Raw genomic sequence first — 24,167 nt, 5'->3', positions numbered from 1 at the left:
CCGCGCTCAATCGAACAGATCGGGATCGGAGCGCGTGACGGCGTCGTAGATGGGCTGGAAATGCAGCCACGCCATGAAGGGCGTGCCCAGGTGTTGCGCCGAATGGCGCGCGGCGGCTTCGTTCATCGAACGCACGGGGGAACCGGTGGCCTCCGCCTTCAACTGGATCTCGCAGGCGCGTTCGGCGGCGATGAACCACCAGGCGGCCTCTTCCACGCTTTCCCGGCCGGCCGAGAACAGGCCGTGGTTCTGGTGGATGGCGATCTTGCTGTTGCCGAAGGCCTGGGCCACGGCCTGCCCCGCGCTCCGCTCGACGACCACCGCGCCGGCCTCTTCGGTGATGAGGGCCTGGTCCTCGAAGAAGCAGGCCGCCGTCTGGGTAATGGGATCCAGCGGGCGGCCCAGCGCGGCCCACGCCATGCCATGCGTGGTGTGCGCGTGGCACGACGCCACCAGATGCGGATTGGCTTCGTGAATCGCCGCATGCAGCACGAAGCCCGCGCGATTGACCGCCCAGCTTCCTTCCAGGACCGTGCCTTCGTGGTCGACCAGCAGCAGGTCCGACACACGCACCCGGCCGAAATCCATGGCGAAGGGATTGGTCCAGTACAACTGCGGATGCTCCGGATCGCGCACGGTGACGTGGCCGGCGAAACCGTACTCATAGCCATAGCGGGCGAACACGCGGCATACGGCCGCCAGGCGCTCCTTGCGGTGGCGCCGTTCGGCCTCGACGGAGGCGTGCTCCGGATACTTGGGAAAATACAGCCCTTCCTGGCGAGGGCGATAAACGGTCTTGGGTTGCGCACTGTTCAATTCGATTCTCCTTGTCGTTGTTTCCGGGGCGCGCCGGGGCCGCCCGCGGCGTCACGCTATCGCGGCCGCGAGGACCGCATGAAAGTCTCCATGTCCGCGCCGGGCTGCGGGCCCAGGCAGGCTTCGATCGCCCGCGCCAACGCCAGGGCCCGGCCTTCCTCTCCGCGCGGAACGACGATCTGCAAGCCGGCCGGCATGGCGCCCGGCCGCGGCAGCGGCACGCTCACGGCGCACAGATCCAGGTAATTCACGGGCTGGGAGCACTGCGTCATGCCCATGGCCAGCGTCCAGTTCCTGTCCTTGTCCGCCAGTTCCGACACCGTGGGCGCGGTCACGGTCGTGGTCGGCGTGAGCCATGCGGCGCAGTCCACGAAACGCCGGGCGGCGGCAGCCGCATGCGCCGCCCGCGCGGCTTCCAGTGCCGCGAGCTGTTCCGCCGTCACGTCGAGGCCGCGATCGCCGCGCGCGGCGACCAGCGGATCCATGCGGCCGCGCTGGGCGCGGAAACGTTCGGCGCCCAGCAGCCCGATCAGGCTGGCGGGCAGCGCCACGGGGAAATAGGCGTCGCGGCCCTCGGCCTCGGGCGTGTCGACCTCGCGCAGCACCGCGCCCGCGCGCGTCAACGCTTCCAGCGCCGACGTCGTCGCGGCGGCGATTTCCGGCGCCAGGCCGCGATAGAAATAGGAACGCGGCAGGCCGAACGCCACGCCGGCCAGATCTGGCGGCGCGGGAACGTCGACGCCCTGCACCGCCGCATAGGCCTGCGCGGCATCCGCGGCGCTGGCGGCGATCAGGCCTATGGTGTCCAGGGCGTGCGAAAGCGGCAGGACGCCGTCCAGCGGCCAGCGGCCCGCGCTCGTCTTCAGCCCCACCCGGCCGCACAAGGCGGCGGGCACGCGCACGCTGCCGCCGGTGTCCGTGCCGACGGCGAGCGCGCAAAGGCCAGCGCCCATGGCCGCGGCCGCGCCGGAGCTGGAGCCGCCGGTGACCCGTTCCAGTTCCGGGTCCCAGGGATTGCGCGGCGCGCCGCGCGGCGCGCTCAACCCCGTGATGCCCAGCGCGAACTCGACGCTGCGGGTCTTGCCCAGGATCACGCAACCGAGTTCGCGCAGGCGCCGCACGAAGCTGCCCTCCTCGCGCGGCATCAAGTCCTCGATGGGAACCCGCGTGCCCGCATGGGCCGGCATGCCGGCGACGGCGAAGTTGTCCTTGATCGATACCGGCAGTCCCGCCAGCGGTCCGGGGTCGCGCCCCGCCGCCAGGGCACTGTCCACCGCGCGGGCCGCCGCCAGGGCGCCCGCGCCGTCCACGTATTCGTAGGCGCCGATCGCCCCGTCCACCGCTTCGATGCGGGCCAGGTAGGCGGACACCGCCGCCGCCGCGCTCAGCCTGCCCGCACGCAGCGCTTGCCCATAGGCGGCGATACCGCCGGCGGCGACGACGGGATCAGCGGCCAAGGACATGGCGCGCTCCCATATCGGCCGCCGTCGCGGGCGCGGCCGGCGCGTCCACCGTGATGTCGCGGCGGCTGGTTTCCGGCGACAGCCAGGCCGTCGCAAGGCTGACCACCGCCGACAGCGCGATAAAGCCGCCGATGGGCCAGATGGAGCCCGACCAGGCCGTCAGCGCCGTCGCCACCAGCGGCGCGGTGCCGTTGAAGATGGCGCCGCCGAACTGGTAGCCGATCGACGCCCCCGAATAGCGGACCTTGGTGTCGAACAGCTCCGCGAAATAGGCCGACACCGATCCATACTGGCCGTAGTTGGCCACGCCCAATCCCAACGCCATCGCCAGCCAGAACAGCGCGGGCACGCCGGAGTCGATCAACCACATGACCGGGAATACGATCAGCATGGCGAAGGTGACATAGGCCATGTAGACGCGCCGGCGGCCGTAGCGGTCGGACAGGCGGGCGGCGATGGGGACCGAGACCAGGCCGACGGCGCCGCCGATGACGTTGCCCATGGTGCTGACGCTGGTGGAAAAACCCAGGTGGCCCACCGCATAGGTCGCGGCGAAGAAAGAGTAGGTGCTGGAGCCGACGCCGTCGATACATCGCAGCAAGGCGACCCGCACGATATTGCCGGGGCTGCGCAAGACTTCGCTGACCGGCCGCTGCGATTGGCCGCCCTCGGCCTTGAGCTTCTCGAAGGCGGGCGACTCCGTGATCTTCAAGCGGATGAACAGCCCCACGCACAGCAACACGATGCTGAGCAGGAAAGGAATACGCCAGCCCCAGGCGAGGAAGGCCTCCTGCGGCATGAGGGCAAAGGCCGCGAAGGTGCCCGTGGACAGGATCAGGCCGGCCGGCGCGCCCATGTGCGCGGCGCTGCCGTACAGCGCGCGCCGGTTCGGCGGCGCATGCTCCACCGCCATCAGGACCGCGCCGCCCCACTCCCCGCCCACGGCGATGCCTTGCAGCAGGCGCAGCACCAGCAAGGCGATGGGCGCCCAGATGCCGATGCGGTCATAGGTGGGCAACAGGCCGACCAGGGTGGTCGATACGCCCATGATCAGCAGCGTGGCCACCAGCACCGACTTGCGGCCGACGCGGTCGCCGATGTGGCCGAACAGCGCGCCGCCGAAGGGCCGGGCCAGGTAGCCGACGGCGAAGGTCGAAAAGGAAATCAGCGTCCCGACCAGGGGATCGTAGTTGGGAAAGAAGAGCTTGCTGAAGACCACGGCCGATGCGATGCCGTAGAGAAAGAAGTCGTACCACTCGACCGCCGTGCCGATAAAGCTGGCCCAGGCCACGGTGCGGGCAAGATTGCCCGGGGGAGTTTGCGCCATTTCCGCCTCGCGATGTTATTCAAATAGTGCGGGCCACTGTACGCGCTAGGCCTGTCCGGGGAAATTCACCAATTCATGGCAGGCCATAAACCAGGCTTATGTTGCGGCGCGCGACGCCTCGTCGGCGGCCAGCATGGCGCGCAGATGCGTCATGAACTCGTCCATGACGCGCGACACCGGGCGGCTTCTGTGCGTCAGCAGCACGCTTTGCAGTTGCACCGCCGGCGCCAGGGGGCGGCTGACCAGCCCCGGCAGGGGCATCGACGCCAGCAGTTCCGGCTCGACCAGCGCCACGCCGGCGCCGTGGTAGGCCAGCATGATCCCCGTGACCGACAGGCCGGTTTCGACGCTGATCGTCAGCGCGCAGCCGGCCTGCGCACAGGCCCGGTCCACGTAGGGCCGCAGCAGGGCCTGCGGCATGTAGGTGATGACCGGGACGCCCGCCAGATCGGCGATGCTTATCGACGCCTGGGCGGCCAGCGGATGTGTGTCCGGCAGCACGCAGGCGATGCTCGCCGAGGTCAGGACGCTGGCGTCGACCGCCGGGTTGTCGACGGGCTGGTAGACGATGCCCAGGTCCACTTCGGACTGCATGACACGCTCCACCACCAGGGGCGAACTGAGGGCCTGCAGCGCAATCCGCACCCCCGGCCGCTGGCGCGAGAAGGTGGCGACGGCGCGCGCCAGGAAGCCATTGGCGATGGGCGACGTCGCGGCCACGCTGAGCGTGCCCTTGAGGCCGCCCGCGAGGTCCTGGCTCAGCCGCTCGACCGCGCCCAGGCGCTCGAAGATGGCCGCCACGTCGGGCAGCAGGGCCTGCGCTTCCGGCGTCGGCGTCAGGCGGCCGTGCGAGCGCAGGAACAGCGGCATGCCGAGCCTGGCCTCCAGGTGCTTGAGCACGGCGCTCACGGCCGGCTGGGTCACGTTCAGGCTGCGCGCGGCGCCGGTGATCGAGCCGGTATGCATGATCGCGTAGAAGACTTCGATATGCCTCAGATTGATCATGGTCGGATGTCGGACGAAAGGAAGCGATTTCGGCGACATCGTAGCTTGTAGCGCGGACGAGGGGCGCGGCGTCCCTCCTTTTTTACGGGGAATGCTTCAGCAACGGTTCGACATCCAGGCAGGCCGCCGCCGCGGCGCCGGTGGGCGCGTCCAGCCGGGGGATCTCGCCCAGCAGCGGCGCCGCGTAATCGCGGGCGAAGCGGTCGCGCAGGGTATCGACGTTTTGCGGGAGGAAGCGCATGCCGGGATCCACCGTGTTGGCGATCCAGCCGGCCAGGCGCAGGCCGCTGTTGCCGATGGCCTCGGCCGTCAGCAAGGCGTGGCTGAGGCAGCCGAGCCGCATGCCGACCACCAGGATCACCGGCAGGGCCAGCGCGCGGGCGAGGTCGCCGGTGTCCAGGCGGTCGTCCAGGGGCACGCGAAAACCTCCGACCCCTTCGACGATGGTGACGTCGGCGCGCGGCAGGACGTCGCGATGGCACTGGACGATATGGGCGATGTCCAGGACCGCGCCGGCCTGCCGGGCGGCCAGGTGCGGCGCGGCGGGTTCGCGCAGCAGATAAGGCGTGGACAGCGCGGGCGGCACGGACACCGTGGCGCACGCGGCCAGCGCCTGCGCGTCCTCGTTGCGCCACGCGCCGTCGTCGCCCTGCTCCGCGCCGGCGGCGATGGGCTTCATGGCCGCCGTGGCGAGGCCCCGGCCGGCGAAGGCCCGCAGCAGGCCGCAGCTTGCCAGCGTCTTGCCGATCTCGGTATCGGTGCCGGCGACGAAATAGGACAGGCGGAATACAGTCACTGGACTGCCCTCCTGTCGCTGCGCGACCTCCTCCCCGAGGGAGGATTCGCGCTTGGGGCGGCCCGGCGCGTGCATGGTTGTGCCCTCCTGTCGCTGCGCGACCGCCTCCCCGAGGGAGGATTCGCGCTTGGGGCGGCCCGGCGCGCTCATGATGCGGACAGGACCTCGATGAACCGTTGGATGTCGCCCGGCTCGTGCGCGGCGGACAAGGACAGCCGCAGGCGCGCGGTGCCGGGCGGCACGGTCGGCGGACGGACGGCGGGCGCCCAGAAGCCTTGCGCCAGCAGGGCATCGGCCAGGTCCAGCGCCGCCTGGTTCTCGCCGACGAGCAGGGGCTGGATCGCGGTGGATGAGCGCGGCAGGCCGGGCGCCTTCGCGTCCGCGCCCGTACGATATGGCCGGCGGGCGAGGTATTCGGCTAGCGCTTCGATATGGCCGAGCAGGCGCGCCCGCCGCGCTGCGCCTTCATCGCCGCGCATAAGGTCGACGCTCCGGGTCGCCGCGTGCGCCAGCGCCGGCGCGGCCGCGGTGGTGAAGATATAGGCGCGCGCCCGCTGTATCAGCCATTCGATGACCGTCTCTTCCGCCACGACGAAGGCGCCCGCGACGCCCGCCGCCTTGCCCAGCGTGCCCATGTAGACCAGGAGGGGCGAGCGCAGGCCCAGGGCCGCCACCGAACCCGCGCCGTCCCCGCCCTGCACGCCGAAGCCGTGGGCGTCGTCGACCACCAGCCATGCCCGGTGCCGTTCGGCCAGCGCCAGCAGGTCCGCCAGCGGGGCGATGTCGCCGTCCATGCTGAACACGGCGTCGGTCACGATGACCTTGACGCCGTCGCCCTCGTCATCCGCCAGCATCGCGCCCAAGGCCTCCGCGTCCGCGTGCGGATAGACGCGCACCGCCGCGCGGGCGAGGCGCGCGCCGTCGATCAGCGAGGCGTGGTTCAGCGCATCGGAATACAGGGTCGCGCCCGGCCCCGCCAGCGCGGTGAGCATGGCGAGGTTCGCCATATAGCCGGTGGAAAACGACAACGCGCGCGGGTTGCCGGCGAAGCCGCCGCAATAGTCCGCCAGCGCGTCCTCCAGCCGCGCATGGGCGCGGGAATGGCCGCCCAGCAAATGGGAGCCGCCGCTGCCCACGCCGTAGCGCCGCGCGCCTTCGGCCAGGGCCTCGACCAGTGCGGGATGATTCGCCAGGCCGAGGTAGTCGTTGCTGGCGAAGGCGACGACGTCGCGGCCGTCGATGCGGATGCGGGGCGCGCAGGGCGTGTCGGCGGTGCGGCGCCGGCGCTGCAGGCCGCGGGCGCGGAGATCCGCCAGGCCGGCGTCCAGGGCTTCGAGGGGATGGATGGCGTTCATGAGGCGTGCAAGGTTTGTTCGAGGGCGATCATCGTCGCGGAGGCCAGTTGCGCGATCTCCTCGTCGTCGAGGATGTAAGGCGGCATCAGGTAGACCGTGTGGCCGATGGGACGCAGCAGCGCCCCCGCCGCCAGGGCATGCCGCGCGTACCGTTGCGCGAAACCGGGCTGGCCCGGCCGGGCGCGGTCGTCGACGTCGAAGGCCAGGATGGCGCCGCGGCGGCGCAGGTGCGTGACGCGCGGATGCGAGGCCAGCGCGCCCAGGGCCTGCTCCAGGGCGTCGAAGCGCGCGCGGTTGCGGGCGATCGCGTCCGTGGTCTCGAACAGGTCCAGGGTGGCCAGGGCGGCCCGGCAGGCGAGCGGATTGCCGGTGTAGGAGTGCGAATGCAGGAAGCCGCGCGCGGTCTCGTCGGCATAGAAGGCATCGTGGATATCGTCGGTCGACAAGACCACGGACAGGGGCAGATAGCCGCCGCTGATGCCCTTGGACAGGCACAGGAAGTCGGGCCGGATGCCGGCCTGCTCGTGCGCGAAGAAGGTGCCGGTGCGGCCGAAGCCGACCGCGATCTCGTCGGCGATGAGGTGCACGCCGTATGCGTCGCACAGTTCGCGCAAGCCGCGCAGATACGAGGGATCGTGCATGGCCATGCCGGCGGCGCACTGCACCAGCGGCTCCACGATGATGGCGGCGAGCTGGCCAGCGCGCGCTTCGAACAGCCTGGCTACCCCGGCCAGGGCGCGCGCCGCGGCATCCGCAGCCGACTCGCCCGGCGCCGCCAGCCGGGCGTCCGGCGACGGCGCCCGATGCGCGTGGCGCAGCAAGGGCCCGTAGGCGTCGCGAAACAGCGCCACGTCGGTGACGGCCAGGGCGCCCAGCGTCTCGCCGTGATAACCGTTGTCGATGCAGACGAAATCCCGCTTCGCGGCCTGGCCTCGGTTGCGCCAGAAGTGGAAACTCATCTTCAGGGCGATCTCGACCGCCGAGGCGCCGTCCGAGGCGAAGAACGCGTGGCCCAGGGCGCCGCCGGTCAATGCGGACAGGCGCTCGGCCAGCATGACGGCTGGCGCGTGCGTGCAGCCGGCGAGCATGACGTGCTCCAGCGTGCCGAGCTGGTCCGCCACGGCGGCGTTGATGGCGGGATGGGCATGGCCGAACAGGTTGACCCACCAGGAACTGATGCCGTCCAGGTAGCGCCTGCCCTCCGTGTCGTACAGCCACGCGCCCTGGCCGCGCGCGATCGGCAGCAGCGGGATGCGCTCATGGTGTTTCATCTGCGTGCAGGGATGCCAGACGGCGCGCAGGCTGCGCGCCGCCAGGCCGGGATCGGGTAGCTGCATACGGACCTCCGGGGAATGACGGCGGCGATCGTAGGGAGGCGCATGCGGTGATGCAAACGTGGCGTTTACGGAATTTTGGGTGTGTGTTGTCGACAACCTCAAGGAATTGCCGGATTTTGCGGGCCCCGTGACGCGATCTTGCCGGTTATGTCGCGAAGCGAAGGGCCGCCCCCATATTGTTTCTAAATGATTCCCTCGCACGCGGATCAGTCGGGACATGGATGGTGCCGGCTCTTTTGCGACTAAGCGCCCGGCCGCCCTCCTTCTCGCCCAATCGGCATGCCGAGCCGGCGCTCCGATGCATCCAGCATGGCCCTGTGACCCCGCGATTACAGGACAATGTCATCCCGTCGCGGCTAGTCTGCCGCTTATTTTCCAGGGCAGGCGCCGACATGGGTCGATGCGTCCGCCCGGCCCGGCCTCCCCCATGCAAAGCACCCACGCGATCGACGCGCAAAGACCCACGGCCTGGCGCCTTTTCCTGATTTTTTCCCGCATCGGTCTCACCAGCTTCGGCGGCGGATTGAGCGGCTGGCTGTTGCGCGAATTCGTGCAGGACCGCCACTGGATCAGCGAGGAGGATTTCCTCAACGGCCTTTCGCTTTCGCAGGCGCTGCCGGGCGTCAACGTCAAGAACATGGCGATCTGGATCGGCTTCAAGCTGGCGGGACCGTGGGGCGCGGTGGCGGGATTCTGCGGGATCATTTTCCCGCCCGCGGTGTTCATCATCCTGCTCGCCATCCTGTTTTCCACCATCCTGCAATACCCATTGACGAGCATCGCCCTGGCGGGGGCGGCGGCGGCGGCCATCGGCTTGTCCGCCGCCATGGCTATCACGGCGCTGCGACGCATCCCTCGCCGCCTGGCGCCGGTGATCTTCGCCGTCACGACGTTCGCGGGGGTCGGCCTGCTGCACTGGCCATTGCTGTGGGTGGTGCTGGTGGAAGGCGTGCTCAGCGTGGCGATCGAATACCGGCGTCTCGCCGCGGGCAAGGGGATCTGACCATGCAGCGCCCGCTCTGGGGACTATTCGCGGTCTTCGCCCCGCTGTCGCTGGTCACCATCGGCGGTGGACAGGCCACCGTCGCCGAAATCCAGCGCCAGGTCGTCGACGTCCATCACTGGATGACGGTCCAGGAATTCATGAACGCCTTCGCCATGGCCCGCCTGGCGCCGGGCCCGGGCTCGCTCCTGGTCACGCTGATCGGCTGGCACGTGTACGGCTTCTGGGGCGCGGTCGTCGGCACGCTCTCCATTTTCCTGCCCACCGCCTTCCTGATCTACGGCGTGGCCTACCTCTGGCGCCGCCACCAGGGCGCCCGCTGGCAGCTCGCGCTGGAAGCCGGCCTGCGGCCGATCGCCGCCGGCATGATCGCGGCGGCGGTCTACGTGCTGTTCCTGTCGCTGGAAGGCGGCTGGGCCGCCCGCGCCATCGCGGTGTTTTCGACGCTGCTCATGGTGCGGACACGGCTGAATCCCCTGCTGCTGGTCATCGCTGGGGGAGGAGTGCTGGCGGGACTGAACCTGGCAGGGCTCGCAAGCTGGTAAGCCGCGCCGGCGCGCCGCCGGCGGCGGCACCGCCTTGCAGGCGGAATATCGCAATGACGTCGAGCAGCTCGCGCGCCTGCTGATTCATGGCCTGGGCGGCCGCCGAGGCTTCTTCGACCAGGGCCGCATTGCTCTGCGTGACGTTGTCCATCTGGTTCATCGCGGTATTGATCTGGCTGATGCCGGTGCTCTGCTCGGCGGCGGCCCGGGAGATCTCATGCACCAGTTCCGTCACCTGCCTGACCGACCCCACGATGTCGTTGATGGTGGCGCCGGCGTCCCGGACCAACTGCGAACCGGCGTCGACGCGGGAGACCGATTCGTCGATGAGGCCCTTGATCTCCTTGGCCGCGGTGGCGCTGCGCTGGGCCAGCGTCCGCACCTCGCTCGCCACCACGGCGAATCCCTTGCCCTGCTCGCCCGCGCGCGCGGCCTCCACCGCGGCGTTGAGCGCAAGGATATTGGTCTGGAAGGCGATGCCTTCGATGACGCCGATGATGTTCGCCACCTTGGCCGAGCTGTCGGAAATCCCCGCCACCGTCTGGATGACGTTCTCCATCACCTCGCCGCCGCGCTGCGCCGTATTCGACGCGTTCTCGGACAGGCCGGCGGCCTGCGACGCATGGCCGGCGCTGCTCTGCACGGTGGCGGCCAGTTCATGCAGGCTGGCGGCCGTCTGCTCCAGCGAAGCGGCCTGCTCTTCCGTGCGCTGGGACAGGTCGGTGTTGCCCTCGGCAATCTGGCCGGCGGCCACCGAAATGGATTCGCTGGCCGTCTGGATCCGGCGGACCATGTCCGCGAGGCGGCTCTTCATGACGCTGAGCGAGTACATCAGGCTGACGCGATCGCCGTTGCGCAACTTCACCTCGCTGCTGAGATCGCCCGAGGCGATGGCGTCGGCCAGCGCCACGGCCTCGCGCGGCTCGCCGCCCAGTTGCCGGGTCAGCGTCCTGGCGATGAAGATGGCGACGAGCGCGCCCAGCACGACGGCGACGGCGATGCAGACGAGTATCGCCGTCATCGCGCGCTGGTAGCCGGCCTCGGAGGCGGCGCCTTCCTGGACCGCTCCCGCGCTGTCCGCCCGGATGATGGCCCCGATGGCGTCGTGTATCTGGTCGCGCAATTCCGTCGTGCTGGACGACAGGAATTCGACCGCCTCCAGGTTCTTCCCGGCCTTGACGAAATCGCGCACGGCGTCGCTGTATCGCAGATACCCCGGCAACAGCGAATTCAATTTCTCATAGGCCGCCCGGCTCTCGGGCGTGCCGCCATCGATGGCTTCATAGGCCTTCTGCACGCGTTGCAGCTCGGTGACGGTCTTGGCCAGTTGCTCCTCCGAAGCCTCGATGACCGGGGGCGTCTGGCTTCCCGCCAGCCGAAACTGCGAAATACGGATGTCCCGGAACGCGCTCAGCAATTCCTGGCTGGTCTGCACGCTGGGCAGCCATTCATCGCGCAGTTTCGCGACATGGCCGTTCTGCGAATACAGCTCCTTCAAGCCGAACAGGCCCAGTGCAATCAACAGCACGATGACGACGGAAAATCCCGCCAGCAGTTGTTGGATGACTTTCATTTTTCTGAGCCACGCCATGGTCTTTCCTTATCGAACCGCAACTGTGCAATAACTTCATCCAAAACGATGAAGCGAGATTTTCAAAAATCCCTTGTCATTTTTTTGATCGGCGCCCTGCGCCGGGGAAACCGTCCGGGGTTTGAATCGTTTCGGAAACCATGGGCCCGGCAGCCCGCTCGCCTCGGCGGGCGCCTTGCCTGGGTTTTCGTTTTGAAAATGGCGCGGCCGCTCTCGTCAGGAAAGCACAGGGCCGCCGGCAAACCTGCCGCCGTGGGAAAACATGCGGAGAACGCAAGAATCGATGATTTCTTGCTGGAAGCGTCAGCCTTCATTTTTGTCGAACCAAACCGCTGCGGAAAATCAATGAAGTCTGCTATCTTCTATTCGCCTCGCCGGAACAGATGTCCAGCCGAGAGGTTAGTTACGATGTGTATCGCATTTCAGATAATAATTTCGGACAAATATGCCGCAGAACGGGACATGTCACCCATTTACAACAAAGTCTGTTGTTCTTATCGCGTTTGACGGCGTAGAGGTTCTCGATATTGCGGGTCCCGCGAGTATTTTTTCAAAAGCCAATGCAAAGCAGCCGGGCAGCTACCAGATCAGCATCCTCGCGGACCGGCAGGGGGAAATCCATACCAATTCCGGATTTCCCATCGTTTCGCACGGTTCATGGCGATCGATCGAACCGCAGAGCATAGACACATTGATCGTCGCGAGCGGCCCCTCCGAAATCGTCCAGAAGGAGCTGGTCCGGGAAGACCTGGTGGATTGGATCAAGACGGCGGCGGCCACCGCCCGCCGCATGGTCTGTATTTACACGGGCGTCTATGCGCTGGGCCGCGCCAATCTGCTGGAGGGACGGCGCTGCGCCACCCATTGGGCGCATTGCGATCATCTCCGCAGCCATTTTCCCAACGTGGAACTGGTTCGTGACCGCATCTTCGTCCGGGATGGGAATATCTGGTCCTGTGGCGGCATCATGCCGGCGATGGACCTTGCCCTTGCGCTTGTCGAGGACGATCTCGGCAGGGAGTGCGCGGTCGACATTGCCCGCACGCTCGTGCTGCCCAGCATACGACCGGGAACCGCGCCGCAGGTCAGCACGCTGCTCGACAGCCAGGCCCGGCCGCGCAGCGCCATACGGGAATTGCTGCCCTGGATCCAGCAGAACCTGTCGAAGGATCTCCGCGCCGAAACGCTCGCGGACAAGGTCTCGATGAGCGTGCGGAATTTCAATCGCGTATTTACCCGCGAGATCGGCATGACGCCGCACGCTTATGTGCTTGCCATGCGGCTTGAATATGCCGCGTCCTTATTGATCGAGACGGACTGGGGCATCGACGATATTGCGCGGGAATGCGGATTCGTCTCCACGGATTCCTTGCAGCGTGGATTCAGGAAACGTTGGAACGTAAGTCCCAGTGTTTATAGAAATCGTAAATAATAAAAACGACAGGGCGACGGCCGGGTATTGACTTCGAGTGGGGTGCGTGGCTTCCGGATACGGGGCTTGGGAATATCGTTTATTCGCCTACCCGCCGCGGGAGTAATACGGTTGCGCTAGTTTCAGTTATCCGATTTACGGATACCGGCATTTCTTTCGAATCGATTTTTTCGCCTTGTCTCTGTTTCGAGCCCGTGGCCTTCGCGACCCCGCGTCCTTGTCGATCATGAACCACGCGGACGCTGACTCGCGTTGAGACGCGACCGGGCAGGCATGGCGCAGCGGCGCGAATGTTCAAGGACGACGCCTCCTTGCTGCGCGGGAAAAACCGCGTTCTCAAATTGGCAATGCGGAACCGTGCATCCTGATTAGCATCTTCCTCTTCACGATCCAAGCCGCCGCGCCGCCTGGCCGCTTGGCGCCTCATTCCTCGTAAGGCCCTGCATCTAAAGCATATTTTTAAAAATTTCACCGAACGGAGACCGGTGACCCGAAGCGGAGCGGGAAGCGCGCCTGCACCAGGCTGCTTGTTCGCGGCCGCGACCTGCCACGCCCACGCGCCGCTTCCCGCGAACAACGCGCCCTTGCGGGCCGTGCCGGCCGGCAACCCGGCGATTTCGCAAAAGCCGTAAAGACCGCAAAAACCGCAAAGGTCTGAGAGGCCATACCAGCCGGCTTGGCCCGATGGGTGGTCGAGCGTGATCCGCCACGCCTTGTGGCGGCGGGATCGCATCGTCTTCGAATCGAGCATGGCGCGGCACTCGCGCCGTCAGGAATGCATTCGCGTCCCATCGGGACCGATTTGTATATCCGGGGAAAGAGATTCCCCGGTGTTGTTTAAAACCAGAACGTTTGGAGATTTACATGAAGAAGTTTTCCATTGGGGTCAAGGCGCTCGGTCTCGCCGTGGCGTTGTCTTTCTGTTCGACGGCGGCGCTTGCCGCCGATTATCCCGATAAACCGATCCGTGTAATCGTTCCTTATGTTCCGGGCGGCAATCTCGACATTACGACGCGCGCCATCACCACCGCGATGGCGCGCATCATGAAGGCCTCGCTGGTCGTCGAGAATATGGGCGGCGCGGGCGGATCCATCGGCGCCGGTTATGCTGCGCGCTCGAATCCGGATGGCTATACCGTGCTATCCACGACCGTCGTCCCGCTGGTCGTGAATCCCGTCATGGTGCCGTCGACCAAGGTCAAGCTGAGCGATCTCGAGCCGGTCGGCATGCTCGCGGTCGCGCCGTCCGTGCTGGAGGTCAATGCCCATAACAAGAAAGGCATCAAGGACTTCAGCAGTTTCCTCGCCTACGCGAAAGCGCATCCCAACGACATTTCCGTCAGCCATGCCGGCAACGGCACCACCAACCAGATCGCGGCCCTGATGATGGAGCGCGATTTCGGCATCAAGCTGAACCTGATCCCGTACAAGGGCTCCGCGCCGGCGCTCAGCGACCTGGTGGGCGGCCAGGTCGACGCGATGGTCGATCAATTGACGAGCTCGCAGCCGCAGATCGACGCGCATACCGTGCTGCCGCTGGCCGTCACTTCCATCAAGCGCGCGCCCGGCGTCCCCGACACGCCTACGGTCGCGGAACTGACCAAAACCCATTTCGAAATGGTCACCTATTCAGCCCTGATGGTCCCCAAGGGAACGCCCCTGGCCATCCGCCAGGCCTTGAACGACGCCCTGACCAAAGCGGTCGCCGACCCCGACGTCAAACGCGCGCTCCAGGCCGTAGGCTCGGAAGTCGTCCCCTCCACGCTGGACCAGGCCTCGAAGATCATCGCGGCCGAAGAAGCCAAGCTCCAGCCCCTGATCTCGTCAGGCATGCTGAAGCCGGAATAAACCGCCACGATCACGCGCCGCCGGGGGCTCGCCGGCGGCACGTCACGGTCAGCCGGCCAGCCCCCAAGCCGTCGCCATGGCCGTGCGCAAGGCGTCCGGAATACGCGCATCCTGCTTGGCCTGCCGCATCGCCTCGCGCATGCCGTCCGCGATGCGCTGCAAGGCCTCGCGGGGATTGCTGACTTCGCAGACCTTGCTGCCGAACAACAGCAACTCATCGGGCGTGGGGTAGGTCCGGGTCTGGTGCTTGCCCGCGAAGAGCTTCAACGCCAGCGTACGGTCTTCCAGTTCCGGACCGCCATCGTAGCGAGCGTAGCGATAGATCGAGGTGGTGACGACATCGAACATGGGCGCCAGCCAGGCATCCTCGGCGGATCGGTACAGCACCCCATAGTTCTTCAGGTGGCCATCGCCATTGCGAACCATGACGGTGAAGGCCACCTGCTCGAAGAAGCGGTGCAGATTGACTCGGGGCAACTGCAATTGCTTGAGCAGTTCGGCCACACGCTGGTAGCTCCCCTGGTACTTGCGGTCGGCCAGCACGTCGCGCACGCGTAAGCCTGCTAGCGCGGCGATGTCCTCGAAGCCCAGGCGCTCGACGCCGCCATCCGCGGTTGCTACCAGGTCGAAGCGGTCCAGCACCAGCATCTGCCCGTCGTGGGAGAGCGCAAACTCTGGCGTGGCGATGCCTGCGAGCCGCGCGGCCGTCAGGCACAGATATTCGTTGGCGGCCAGCCCGGGATAAGCTGGACTCCCCGCCTTGACGATCAACGACGGGATCGGCACCGTGGCTCGATCCGGGACCATGATCTTGGGTTGCATTCCCGCGATTCCCGCTCCTGTGCTGAGATACGCCTGCACAAGGTCATCGAACACCTCGGGCGTGTAGGCCGTGTTCAGCAGCGTTTCCTTGGTCATGATCGGCGCCGCCGCCACGGCAGGACTGCCTGGCAGACGGTAGCCAAGTCGACCTATGCCGTTATTGCCGATCAAGGCAAGCAAGTGCATGGGGGTGAGCGGCTGCTTGGGAAAAGCTGCTCGCAGTCGGTGCCACAAATCCCCCTCGGGAAGATTCTGGTCCATGACCGGGAACAGATCGCTGTCTTGCCAGGTGAGCTGCGCGCTGGCGGGCATCAGCAATGCAACGGACGATTGATCAAATTGTGGTGCCAGGTAGCGGAATTCATATCTCGACCGCTTGAGCAGTTGTCCGGCGTTGGCATCGCGCCCGATTGAAATCTGCAGCTCGGGAATCTTCTCGGGCAGCATCCCGGTTATTCCTCGTCTTCGGCGAAGCGATCGGCGACTTCCTGCATCGTAGGCAGGCCCGCTTTGACGATCTGCAGCGCCAGCCCCATCGCCCCCAACACCGCCAGCAACGACGAAACCGTAACGTCCTCGCCCGACTCGAGGCGATAGATGACTTCCCGGACTTTGCCGGCGCGTTGAGCGAGCTCGGACTTTGAAAGCCCGGCGGATTCCCGCAAGGCTTTCAAGAGGGGAGCCAAGTCACTCAGGAGGCGGATTTTGTCAGTCATAGCTTGCATTTTCTTGGTTACTCCTCCATTTTGCAAGCTATAACTTGCAAAACAACATGAAGCGTATTTCCGAAGCAGATTTAGCCCAAGACAAATAAGGGACCGGCCACCCAAGTGCGCCGCCCCAGCGCTCCCACCGGAAGTTGGCAGACACTGGAAGGGGTGCGCGGCCGCCACTCCGGCCTCAGCATACCGGGCACGGCCGCGTTGAATCATGCAATCATGCTTTCGTCGCGGGCGGATCGGCAAGCCCCAAGACAGCCTCCAATCCCCTCTCCTCTCGCCATGCATTCTTGACGAACGGATCCGTCGCGTCGTACTTCCCTTTGCCCAGCGCCATGACCAGATTGGCATCGGTCAAGGCAAGGAGCGCGTTCTGTACCGCGCTCTGGGTGACCGGCATGCCTACCTCCGCGGCCAGGGCCTTGTAGGTGTCGGCCGTATAGAAACCGCTGGTAGGCCGGTCGTTCAAGCAGATCCGGTTGAACGCGGCGACCGCCAGATCGCCCATGCCTTCGACGCGGCTGATTTCAACGTCGGCGGCAGCGCGCCGCAGCGTTCGCGCGATGATGGGCAGTTGCGTATCGGCAGGGATCTCTGAAGGGCTGTCGCGCAGCACGTTGAGCGCCTTGAGCAACTCCTCCGGACGATGGCCCAACTCCTGGAAGGCCTGGACAGCCGCGGGCAGCGTCGGCATCCTGGCGCCGAGTTGCGCCCGGGTCAGGTCCAGCACGTGTGCCACGTAGTCTTCGCCGAGTACCGGGAACGGTCTGGACGCAGCCCCTTGAAAGGCCTGGTTGCCTCGGATGACCATTTCCTGGACTTGCGCGCGATGCGAGCCGGTCCCGATGATGAACAGCCGGCCAGGCGTGCCAGGTCTCAGGCTCACCGCATCCCGAGCCGCTTTCAGCGCAAAGAGCAGGTCGTTACCCTGGGCGCTGCCAAGTGCATGCTGGATCTCATCGATGATGAGGACCACGTCCGTTTTCGTCTCGTCGACCAAATCCGTAAAGACTTGCGCCAAGGTCGGGCCGCCAGCGGTTCCGACTTGATCGAGCTTGAACGCGAACTTGAATCCGGCCGCACCGACATCGACCTGTGAAATCCGCTTGACCTGCGCGGCCACGCGGGCAAACAGGGCTGAGGCCGGGGTTTCCAGGTCTTTCAAGGTCTGCCTGACCGCGGCCGCGACCAGTTCGGCCGGGTTGGCGCGAGGCTGGCTCCACAAATCCGCATACACGACGATGGCTCCCAGATCCTGTAGCACCGGGATCAGGTCTTGACGCATGAACGTGGTCTTGCCGATCCGGCGTGGACCGGACAGGAACACCCCGCCCGCAAGCTCGGTATCCAGGCCACGAGGATGCAGAAGCTGGTCCGCCATCTCGCGGGCAAGTACAGGGCGATGGAAAGGCATGGGAATTAGGCAAAATTATTTGATTTGGATAATTATCCTTGATGAATAATTTTGCGTAAAGCAAAAAAATGGCCGGCTTTCGAGGCCGACCATTTTTAAGGTACTGATTTTTCTGGGAATTCTGGTGGAGCCGGGGGGAATTGAACCCCCGTCCGCAAGCCCTCCGCAGGCAGATCTACATGCATAGTCGATCTATTTGGATTTAACCCCGAGACTTAGCCAACCGACAGGCCGGACCGAGGCGAGTCGCGTAATTTAGACGTACCCCGTGCGACCCCGGAATACGTCGATTCTTTGTTCAATGACACTGCTGTGGTTCGAGGTTGCCCTCTAGGGAGTTGCCCCCCTCCACCTGACCCAAAGACAAATCAGTGCAGCGGCTCAATTAAGCAGCCAGCAGGGCCGGCTGTTGAGCGTAAACGTCGTCGTTGGCGTTTATGTGTTGTCCAGTGGATTTACGAGCTTACTGGTGCTCGGCATGCCCTGACTGTTTCGCGACCCACGTCGAATCCGGATCGGCCCCAGTTGGACCCAACAGTATACCTCTTTCAGCTCCCTTTCGCCCGACGACCACACGGCCCACGCTTGGCCCCGGCTCTGGGCCGAAGCGGCCACCCCTGCCCCTGCGCCACGGCTCACAGGCCGACTCCCTATCTCCGCCCCCTCCCCCGTTCGACCCATGAACGCGGAAAACTGTTTGCCATCCTCATCCGTCCACTGCATGAACACAAGCTGATACCCGATTTGTCCGGAACCTGAAAGCCGGTCTACCATGCGCCGCAGAATTCTATATACGTACATATGTTCGCATATAGAACAAAACGACTTTTCTGGCCCAGGCACGGAAAGGCAAGCACGGAAGAGACGCCCCGATTGGACGCCGCGGCCGGGCTGCCCCAAGGCGAGGGCTTCCGCGAGAGATTCCACATGACTTCTCCTCTGCAACACCTGGCCGTCATCGGCGCCGGCGCCATGGGTAGCGGCATTGCCGCCTTGTTCGCCGCGCGCGGCCTGGACGTCGTTCTCATCGACCCGATCGAGGGCGCGCTCGAACGCGCGGCCCAGAACATCGACCGGCAACTGCAGGTGCTCTCCTCGTCCGCCGGCGCGGTGCCGACGACGATGCGGCGCATCCGCTACGAAGCCGGCCTGGAGGCCGCCTGCGGCGCCGAGCTGGTGATCGAGGCCGTGCCCGAAAAGCTGGAGCTCAAGCGCGACATCTTCGCGCGCCTGGACAGCCTCTGCCCCGCCCACACCCTCTTCGCCACCAATACCTCGGGCCTGTCCATCAATGCCCTGGCCGACGCCGTCACGCGGCGCGACCGCTTCGTCGGCATGCACTTCTTCACCCCCGCCGACGTCATTCCGCTGGTGGAGGTGGTGCGCAACGACGACACCTCCGAGGACACCGTGACCCGCGTGATGGCCGCCCTGCGCGACGCGGGCAAGCGCCCGGTGCTGGTGCGCCGCGACATCCCCGGTTTCATCGCCAACCGCATCCAGCACGCGCTGGCCCGCGAGGCCATCTCTCTGCTGGAAAACGGCGTGGCGAGCGCCGAGGACATCGATGAAGTGGTCAAGTGGAGCCTGGGCATCCGCCTGGCCCTGACGGGCCCGCTGGAACAGCGCGACATGAACGGCATCGACGTGCACTGCGCGATCGCCGAATACCTCTATCCCGACCTGGAAAACCGCACGACGCCGTCGGACCTGCTGCGCGAGAAGGTGCGCGAGGGCCACTTCGGCGCCAAGAGCGGACAAGGCTTCTACACCTGGGACCCCGAGCGGCGCGACCGCGTCCTGCGCGAGAAGAGCGCCGCCCTGGCCGAACTCGCGGCCTGGCTCGGCGCGCGGTCCGGCGCCTGAATGGCGGCCTGAATCAAGACCCGAATCCACGCCATGGCATGCGCAGGAGGCGCCCCGGGATCCGCATCGGGACCCACGCCGCGCATACCTTTTCCCATCATCCGATAAAACCATACGAGCCGTTTGGAGACGCAATGAGCCGACTCGCCAGTTTCTTCACCGAGTTGATGCGCAAGTATCTGCCCGATCCTTTTGTTTTCGCCATTGCGCTGACCCTGCTGTCGCTGCTCCTGGCCTGGGGCGTCGAAGGCCAGGGCCTGGGCGCGATCACCCGTGAATGGGGCAAGGGCTTCTGGAGCCTGCTGGCCTTCACCACCCAGATGGCCGTGATCCTGGCCATGGGCTACGTGCTGGCCACCGCGCCGCTGACCGACCGCCTGCTCGACCGCATCGTCAGCCACGTCCACAGCCCGCGCACCGCGGTCATCGTCGCCACCCTGGTGGGCGGCATCGGCAGCTACCTGAACTGGGGCTTCGGCCTGGTGATCGGCGGCGTGGTCGCCAAGAAACTGGCCACCCGGGTCAAGGGCGTGCACTACCCCCTGATCATCGCGGCCGCGTACAGCGGCTTCACCATGTACGGCCTGGGCCTGTCGGCCAGCATTCCGGTGCTGATCGCCACCCCCGGGCATCCGCTGGCCAAGCAGATGGGCGTGATCCCGCTGTCGCAGACGATCTTCTCCGCGCCGATGCTGCTGCTGAGCCTGGCCATCCTCATCACCCTGCCCCTGCTCAACGCCTGCCTGCATCCCAAGAACGCCGGCGAGATCACCGAGATCGACCCGGCCCTGGACGCCGCCCCGGCCAAGGCCGCCGGCGACGACGAGGACCGCAACACGCTGGCCTCGCGCCTGAACAACAGCCGCATCCTCAGCCTGCTGATCGGCATCATGGGCGTCGCCTACGTGGCCTTCACCTTCATCGACGGCGGCACGCTGGACCTGAACCTGATCAACTTCATCATCCTGTTCCTCGGCATCATCCTGCTGGGCACGCCGCTGGCCTACGTCACCAAGCTGAACGAGGGCATCAAGACCATCGCCGGCATCATTCTCCAGTACCCCTTCTATGCCGGCATCATGGCCATCATGGCGGGTTCCGGCCTGGTGGACACGATCTCAAGGATCTTCGTCGACGTCGCCACCCCCGGCACGCTGCCCTTCTGGGGCCTGATCAGCTCCTTCGTCATCAACTTCTTCGCCCCCTCGGGCGGCGGCCACTGGGTGATCCAGGGCCCGTTCATGATCGAGGCGGCCAAGACCATCGGCAGCTCGATCGACCAGACCTCCATGTCCGTCATGCTGGGCAATGCCTGGAACGACCTGGTGCAGCCTTTCTGGATCCTGCCGGCGCTGGCCCTGTCCAAGCTGAAGCTGCGCGACATCATGGGTTATACCGTCATCATGATGATCTGGGTCGGCGTGCTGCACATCGTCACCGTGCTGGCCTGGGGCCTGATGACCCACTGAGCGCGAACGCCATCCCGAGAACGGAAAACGGAAGCAAGAGAAAGGAATCCCATTCCATGAAAACGCAAGCCTATCTGGTTACCGGCGCCAGCGCCGGCATCGGCGCGGCCATCGCGCGCGCCCTGCTCGACACGGGCCGCCAGGTCGTCAACATCGACTATCGCCTGCCCGCCGATCCGCCGGCCGGCCTGGTCTCCTTCCAGGCAGACCTGACCGACCAGGCCCAGACCGAGGCCGTGGCGCGCCAGGTCACCGAAGCCTACGACATCGTCGGCCTGGTCAACAATGCCGGCGCCACCCGTCCCGGCACCGCCGACACGGCGTCGATGGCCGACCTCGACTACGTCGTCAACCTGCACCTGCGCACGGCCCTCATCCTGACGCAGGCCGTGCTGCCCGCCATGCGCGCGGCCGGCTTCGGCCGCATCGTCAACATGGCCTCGCGGGCCGCGCTGGGCAAGCCGGAGCGGGTGGTCTATTCGGCCACGAAGGCCGGCCTGATCGGCATGACGCGCACTCTGGCGATGGAGCTGGGCGGCGACGGCATCACGGTCAACGCCATCGGCCCCGGCCCCATCGCCACCGACCTGTTCATGAAGAGCAACCCGGAAGGCGCGCCGCAGACCCAGCGCATCATCAACAGCATCGTCGTCAAGCGCCTGGGCACGCCGGAAGACGTGGCCCGCGCCGCGATGTTCTTCCTGGCGCCGGAGAACGGCTTCGTGACCGGACAGATCCTCTACGTGTGCGGCGGCACCACGCTGGGCGTGGCGCCCGTCTGACCCTTCCCCTGCGCCCGCGACCCGGCGGGCGCGCTTTTTTCCAGGAGCCCCCTCATGTTGTTCATGGCCCAAATGCAGGTCAACCTGCCCCCCGACATGCCCGCCGCAGCCGCCGACAAGCTGAAGGCGGACGAGAAAGCCCTGGCCCAGCGCCTGCAGCGCGAAGGCAAGTGGGTGCATCTGTGGCGCGTGGCGGGCCGCTACGCCAACGTCAGCATCTTCGACGTGGCCGATAATGACGAACTGCACACCCTGCTCTCGTCGCTGCCGCTGTTCCCCTACATGGACATCCAGGTCACCGCGCTGGCCCGCCACCCCTCGGCGATCTGACGCGGCCCCGCCGTCCATCCGTCTCCTCCCCGTCCAGCCGGAGTCCGCCATGCCCTACATCATCGAGACCTTCGACAAGCCGAACCACCAGCAAGTGCGCCAGCAGCACCGTCCGGCGCACCTCGAATTCCTCAAGGCGAACAGCGCGGTGCTGCTGGCCTGCGGCGCCAAGCTGCATGACGACGGCAGCGACCTCGGCGGCGGCCTCTACGTGGTCGCGCTGGATACGCGGGAGGAAGCGGAACGCTTCATCGCCGCCGATCCTTTCTCCAAGGCCGACCTGTTCGACCGCGTGGTCATCACGCGTTGGCGCAAGGCCTATGTCGACGGCAAGTGCCACATCTGAATTCCCTGAATTCGTTTACCCGGAGTCCCCATGTCCTACGCCGACCTGAGCCAAGCCCGCCTGTACTACGTCCTGGACGGCCCGCCGGACGCGCACGTGCTGGTGTTGTCCAATTCGCTGGGATCCAGCGCCGACATGTGGGCGCCGCAGATTCCCGAGCTGGCGCGCCATTTCCGCGTGCTGCGCTATGACACGCGCGGCCATGGCCTGTCCTCGGCGCCGGCCGGCGACTACAGCTTCAAGCAGTTGGCGGGGGACGTCGTCGAACTGCTGGACCTCCTGAAGATCGAGCGCGCGCATTTCTGCGGCTTGTCCATGGGCGGCCCCACCGGCCTGCAATTCGCGCTGGACAACCCGCACCGCATCGACCGCCTGGTGCTGTCCAACACGGCGGCCCGCATCGGCGGCGTGGACGGCTGGAACCAGCGCATCGAGGCCGTCAGGCGCGATACCCTGCACGCCATGGCGCCGGCGCTGATCGAACGCTGGGTCACCGCGCAATGGCGCGCCGCCAATCCGGGCCTGGCCCAGGTGCTGGTGGACATGATGCGGCGCCATTCCGACGCGGGCTACGCCGGCAATTGCGCCGCCCTGCGCGACGGCGACCTGCGCGAACAGGTGGGCCGCATCGCCGCGCCCACGCTGGTCATCGCCGGCACGCACGACGCCTCCACGCCGCCGCAGCAAGGCCGCGAACTGGCCGCCGCCATCCCCGGCGCGCGCTACGAGGAACTGGACGCCGGGCACATCGCCAACTGGGAGCAGCCGCAGGCCTACGCCCGCCTGCTGGTCGATTTTCTGAAGGGGTAAGCCATGGCGCGCTGGAAACAACGTCCGCCCGGATCGAACTGGGGCGAGTTCGGCCCCGACGATCAACTGGGCCGGGTCAACCTGATCGGCGAGGAACAGGTGCTCAAGGGCGCGCGCGAGATCCGCGCGGGCAAGACCTTCTGCCTGTCGCTGCCCCTGGACCTGCCGGGCGGCAACGTGCTGAACCCGCGCCGTCATCCGCCCCGGCTCAGGCCCACCCGGCTGCAGGACACGCCTTATCTGAATTTCCCCTTGCGCACGCTCAATCCCGACGCCGTCGACGTATTGAGCGATGACCAGGTGCTGCTGTCCATGCAGTACTCGACGCAGTGGGACTCCCTGGCGCACGTCGGCGCGCTGTTCGACGCCGACGGCGACGGCCGCGCCGAGCTCTGCTACTACAACGGTTATCGCGCCGGCATCGACGTGGTCGGCCCGAAAGACGCCAGCCATGCCGGCTGCGGCTGCGATGGCGACGGGCCCTCGGCCGCGCTGAAGCTGGGCGTGGAGAACATGGCCGCCAAGGGCATGCAGGGCCGCGGCGTGCTGGTCGACCTGGCGCGCCACTTCGGCCTGGGCCGCACCCTGATCGGCGCCAGGGAATTGCGCCAGGCGCTGGCGGCCGACGGCATCGAGGTCGAACGGGGCGACATGCTGGTGCTGCGCACCGGCTTCGCCGAAGCCGTGGTGGAGATGGCGGGCCAGCCGGACGCCGAGGTGCTGCATGCCTACGGGGCGGCGCTGGACGGGACGGACCCCGAGCTGCTGCAATGGATCAGCGACAGCGGCATCGCCGCCCTGTGCGCGGACAACTACGCGGTGGAGGCCTTCCCCGCCCGCGAGCGCCAGGGACCGCGCGCCATGCTCCCCCTGCACCACCACTGCCTGTTCAAGCTGGGCCTGCCGCTGGCGGAGCTCTGGTATCTGAAGGAGCTGGCCGAATGGCTGCGCGCCCACGGCCGCCATCGCTTCATGCTGACGGCGCCGCCATTGCGGCTGCCGCACGCGATCGGCTCCCCGGTGACGCCGATCGCGACGGTCTGAACCAGCGCGCCAGGCGACGGGCAAGCGAACGCCCGTTCCTGCCCGTC

23 protein-coding genes and 1 other RNA gene are annotated in these 24,167 nt (G+C 66.5%); 11 read left to right on the top strand and 13 right to left on the bottom strand.

Translation table 11 applies throughout. The features are described 5' to 3' along the window. Positions 1 to 6 precede the first annotated feature (6 nt). The 7 genes from CAL29_RS08975 to bioA all read right to left on the bottom strand — a co-directional run bounded on the left by CAL29_RS08975 (position 7) and on the right by bioA (position 8,099). The gene (locus CAL29_RS08975; RefSeq protein WP_094852525.1) at positions 7 to 816 is read right to left on the bottom strand and encodes a class II aldolase/adducin family protein; all 810 of its coding nucleotides are present in this window, start codon (positions 814 to 816) and stop codon (positions 7 to 9) included. Between the two features lie 56 nt (positions 817 to 872). After that, entirely contained in the window at positions 873 to 2,279 is a 1,407-nt protein-coding gene (locus tag CAL29_RS08970; protein WP_094852524.1) for an amidase, read from the bottom strand. Further along, positions 2,263 to 3,606: an MFS transporter gene (locus tag CAL29_RS08965; protein ID WP_094852523.1), complete on the bottom strand. Its 1,344-nt coding sequence runs from the start codon at positions 3,604 to 3,606 to the stop codon at positions 2,263 to 2,265. The genes CAL29_RS08970 and CAL29_RS08965 overlap by 17 nt, the downstream gene beginning before the upstream one ends. 96 nt (positions 3,607 to 3,702) lie before the next feature. After that, positions 3,703 to 4,611: a LysR family transcriptional regulator gene (locus CAL29_RS08960; RefSeq protein WP_179283949.1), complete on the bottom strand. Its 909-nt coding sequence runs from the start codon at positions 4,609 to 4,611 to the stop codon at positions 3,703 to 3,705. A gap of 82 nt (positions 4,612 to 4,693) precedes the next feature. Next, on the bottom strand, positions 4,694 to 5,407 hold the full coding sequence (gene bioD, locus CAL29_RS08955) for a dethiobiotin synthase (RefSeq protein ID WP_256977271.1): 714 nt from the start codon (positions 5,405 to 5,407) through the stop codon (positions 4,694 to 4,696). A gap of 146 nt (positions 5,408 to 5,553) precedes the next feature. Continuing rightward, on the bottom strand, positions 5,554 to 6,753 hold the full coding sequence (gene bioF, locus CAL29_RS08950; RefSeq protein ID WP_094852811.1) for an 8-amino-7-oxononanoate synthase: 1,200 nt from the start codon (positions 6,751 to 6,753) through the stop codon (positions 5,554 to 5,556). 5 nt (positions 6,754 to 6,758) lie between these two features. Next, entirely contained in the window at positions 6,759 to 8,099 is a 1,341-nt protein-coding gene (gene bioA / locus CAL29_RS08945) for an adenosylmethionine--8-amino-7-oxononanoate transaminase (RefSeq protein ID WP_094852520.1), read from the bottom strand. Positions 8,100 to 8,499: 400 nt separating this feature from the next. On the opposite strand from bioA, the gene CAL29_RS08940 reads away from it, so the two are divergent. Then, the gene (locus CAL29_RS08940) at positions 8,500 to 9,102 is read left to right on the top strand and encodes a chromate transporter (RefSeq protein ID WP_373559708.1); all 603 of its coding nucleotides are present in this window, start codon (positions 8,500 to 8,502) and stop codon (positions 9,100 to 9,102) included. Positions 9,103 to 9,104: 2 nt separating this feature from the next. Continuing rightward, a complete protein-coding gene (locus tag CAL29_RS08935) occupies positions 9,105 to 9,647 on the top strand; it encodes a chromate transporter (protein WP_094852518.1) in 543 nt (180 codons plus the stop codon). Here CAL29_RS08935 and CAL29_RS08930 read toward each other — a convergent pair. Continuing rightward, a complete protein-coding gene (locus CAL29_RS08930; protein WP_179283948.1) occupies positions 9,589 to 11,220 on the bottom strand; it encodes a methyl-accepting chemotaxis protein in 1,632 nt (543 codons plus the stop codon). The genes CAL29_RS08935 and CAL29_RS08930 overlap by 59 nt on opposite strands. Positions 11,221 to 11,683: 463 nt before the next feature. Between CAL29_RS08930 and CAL29_RS08925 the strand changes: the two genes are divergently transcribed. Continuing rightward, positions 11,684 to 12,670, top strand: coding sequence for a GlxA family transcriptional regulator (locus tag CAL29_RS08925; RefSeq protein ID WP_094852516.1), 987 nt, complete (start codon positions 11,684 to 11,686; stop codon positions 12,668 to 12,670). A gap of 79 nt (positions 12,671 to 12,749) precedes the next feature. Here CAL29_RS08925 and CAL29_RS31285 read toward each other — a convergent pair whose 3' ends face one another. Further along, entirely contained in the window at positions 12,750 to 13,421 is a 672-nt protein-coding gene (locus CAL29_RS31285) for a hypothetical protein (RefSeq protein WP_143277640.1), read from the bottom strand. A gap of 113 nt (positions 13,422 to 13,534) precedes the next feature. Between CAL29_RS31285 and CAL29_RS08920 the strand changes: the two genes are divergently transcribed. Next, the gene (locus CAL29_RS08920; RefSeq protein WP_094852515.1) at positions 13,535 to 14,518 is read left to right on the top strand and encodes a Bug family tripartite tricarboxylate transporter substrate binding protein; all 984 of its coding nucleotides are present in this window, start codon (positions 13,535 to 13,537) and stop codon (positions 14,516 to 14,518) included. 48 nt (positions 14,519 to 14,566) lie between these two features. Here CAL29_RS08920 and CAL29_RS08915 read toward each other — a convergent pair whose 3' ends face one another. The 4 genes from CAL29_RS08915 to ssrA form a co-directional block, all read right to left on the bottom strand. After that, positions 14,567 to 15,787 carry a type II toxin-antitoxin system HipA family toxin gene (locus CAL29_RS08915; protein WP_094852514.1) on the bottom strand — a complete coding sequence of 407 codons (1,221 nt, stop codon included), beginning with the start codon at positions 15,785 to 15,787 and terminating at the stop codon, positions 14,567 to 14,569. A 5-nt stretch (positions 15,788 to 15,792) separates the two neighbouring features. Then, positions 15,793 to 16,056 (bottom strand): helix-turn-helix domain-containing protein, encoded by a 264-nt coding sequence (locus tag CAL29_RS08910; protein ID WP_094852513.1) that lies wholly within the window; start codon positions 16,054 to 16,056, stop codon positions 15,793 to 15,795. Between the two features lie 220 nt (positions 16,057 to 16,276). Continuing rightward, complete coding sequence (locus tag CAL29_RS08905) at positions 16,277 to 17,473, bottom strand: AAA family ATPase (protein WP_218831823.1); 1,197 nt, start codon at positions 17,471 to 17,473, stop codon at positions 16,277 to 16,279. Between the two features lie 122 nt (positions 17,474 to 17,595). After that, positions 17,596 to 17,996, bottom strand: a transfer-messenger RNA (tmRNA) gene (gene ssrA / locus CAL29_RS08900). A 404-nt stretch (positions 17,997 to 18,400) separates the two neighbouring features. On the opposite strand from ssrA, the gene CAL29_RS08895 reads away from it, so the two are divergent. The 7 genes from CAL29_RS08895 (at position 18,401) to CAL29_RS08865 (ending at position 24,120) form a co-directional block, all read left to right on the top strand. Continuing rightward, positions 18,401 to 19,339, top strand: a complete 939-nt coding sequence (locus CAL29_RS08895) for a 3-hydroxyacyl-CoA dehydrogenase NAD-binding domain-containing protein (RefSeq protein ID WP_094852810.1) — start codon at positions 18,401 to 18,403, stop codon at positions 19,337 to 19,339. A 134-nt stretch (positions 19,340 to 19,473) separates the two neighbouring features. Then, positions 19,474 to 20,808, top strand: a complete 1,335-nt coding sequence (locus tag CAL29_RS08890) for a short-chain fatty acid transporter (RefSeq protein WP_094852511.1) — start codon at positions 19,474 to 19,476, stop codon at positions 20,806 to 20,808. A 56-nt stretch (positions 20,809 to 20,864) separates the two neighbouring features. Continuing rightward, positions 20,865 to 21,590, top strand: a complete 726-nt coding sequence (locus CAL29_RS08885; RefSeq protein ID WP_094852510.1) for an SDR family oxidoreductase — start codon at positions 20,865 to 20,867, stop codon at positions 21,588 to 21,590. A 54-nt stretch (positions 21,591 to 21,644) separates the two neighbouring features. Further along, the gene (gene catC, locus CAL29_RS08880; protein ID WP_094852509.1) at positions 21,645 to 21,920 is read left to right on the top strand and encodes a muconolactone Delta-isomerase; all 276 of its coding nucleotides are present in this window, start codon (positions 21,645 to 21,647) and stop codon (positions 21,918 to 21,920) included. Between the two features lie 49 nt (positions 21,921 to 21,969). Next, on the top strand, positions 21,970 to 22,266 hold the full coding sequence (locus tag CAL29_RS08875) for a YciI family protein (RefSeq protein WP_094852508.1): 297 nt from the start codon (positions 21,970 to 21,972) through the stop codon (positions 22,264 to 22,266). 30 nt (positions 22,267 to 22,296) lie between these two features. Beyond that, complete coding sequence (gene pcaD / locus CAL29_RS08870; protein WP_094852507.1) at positions 22,297 to 23,076, top strand: 3-oxoadipate enol-lactonase; 780 nt, start codon at positions 22,297 to 22,299, stop codon at positions 23,074 to 23,076. A 3-nt stretch (positions 23,077 to 23,079) separates the two neighbouring features. Continuing rightward, positions 23,080 to 24,120: a cyclase family protein gene (locus CAL29_RS08865; RefSeq protein WP_094852506.1), complete on the top strand. Its 1,041-nt coding sequence runs from the start codon at positions 23,080 to 23,082 to the stop codon at positions 24,118 to 24,120. The last annotated feature ends 47 nt before the right edge of the window (positions 24,121 to 24,167 follow it).

The organism is Bordetella genomosp. 10, from assembly GCF_002261225.1.
GTDB lineage: Bacteria > Pseudomonadota > Gammaproteobacteria > Burkholderiales > Burkholderiaceae_B > Bordetella_C.
This window is presented reverse-complemented; position numbering and strand designations above follow the sequence as displayed.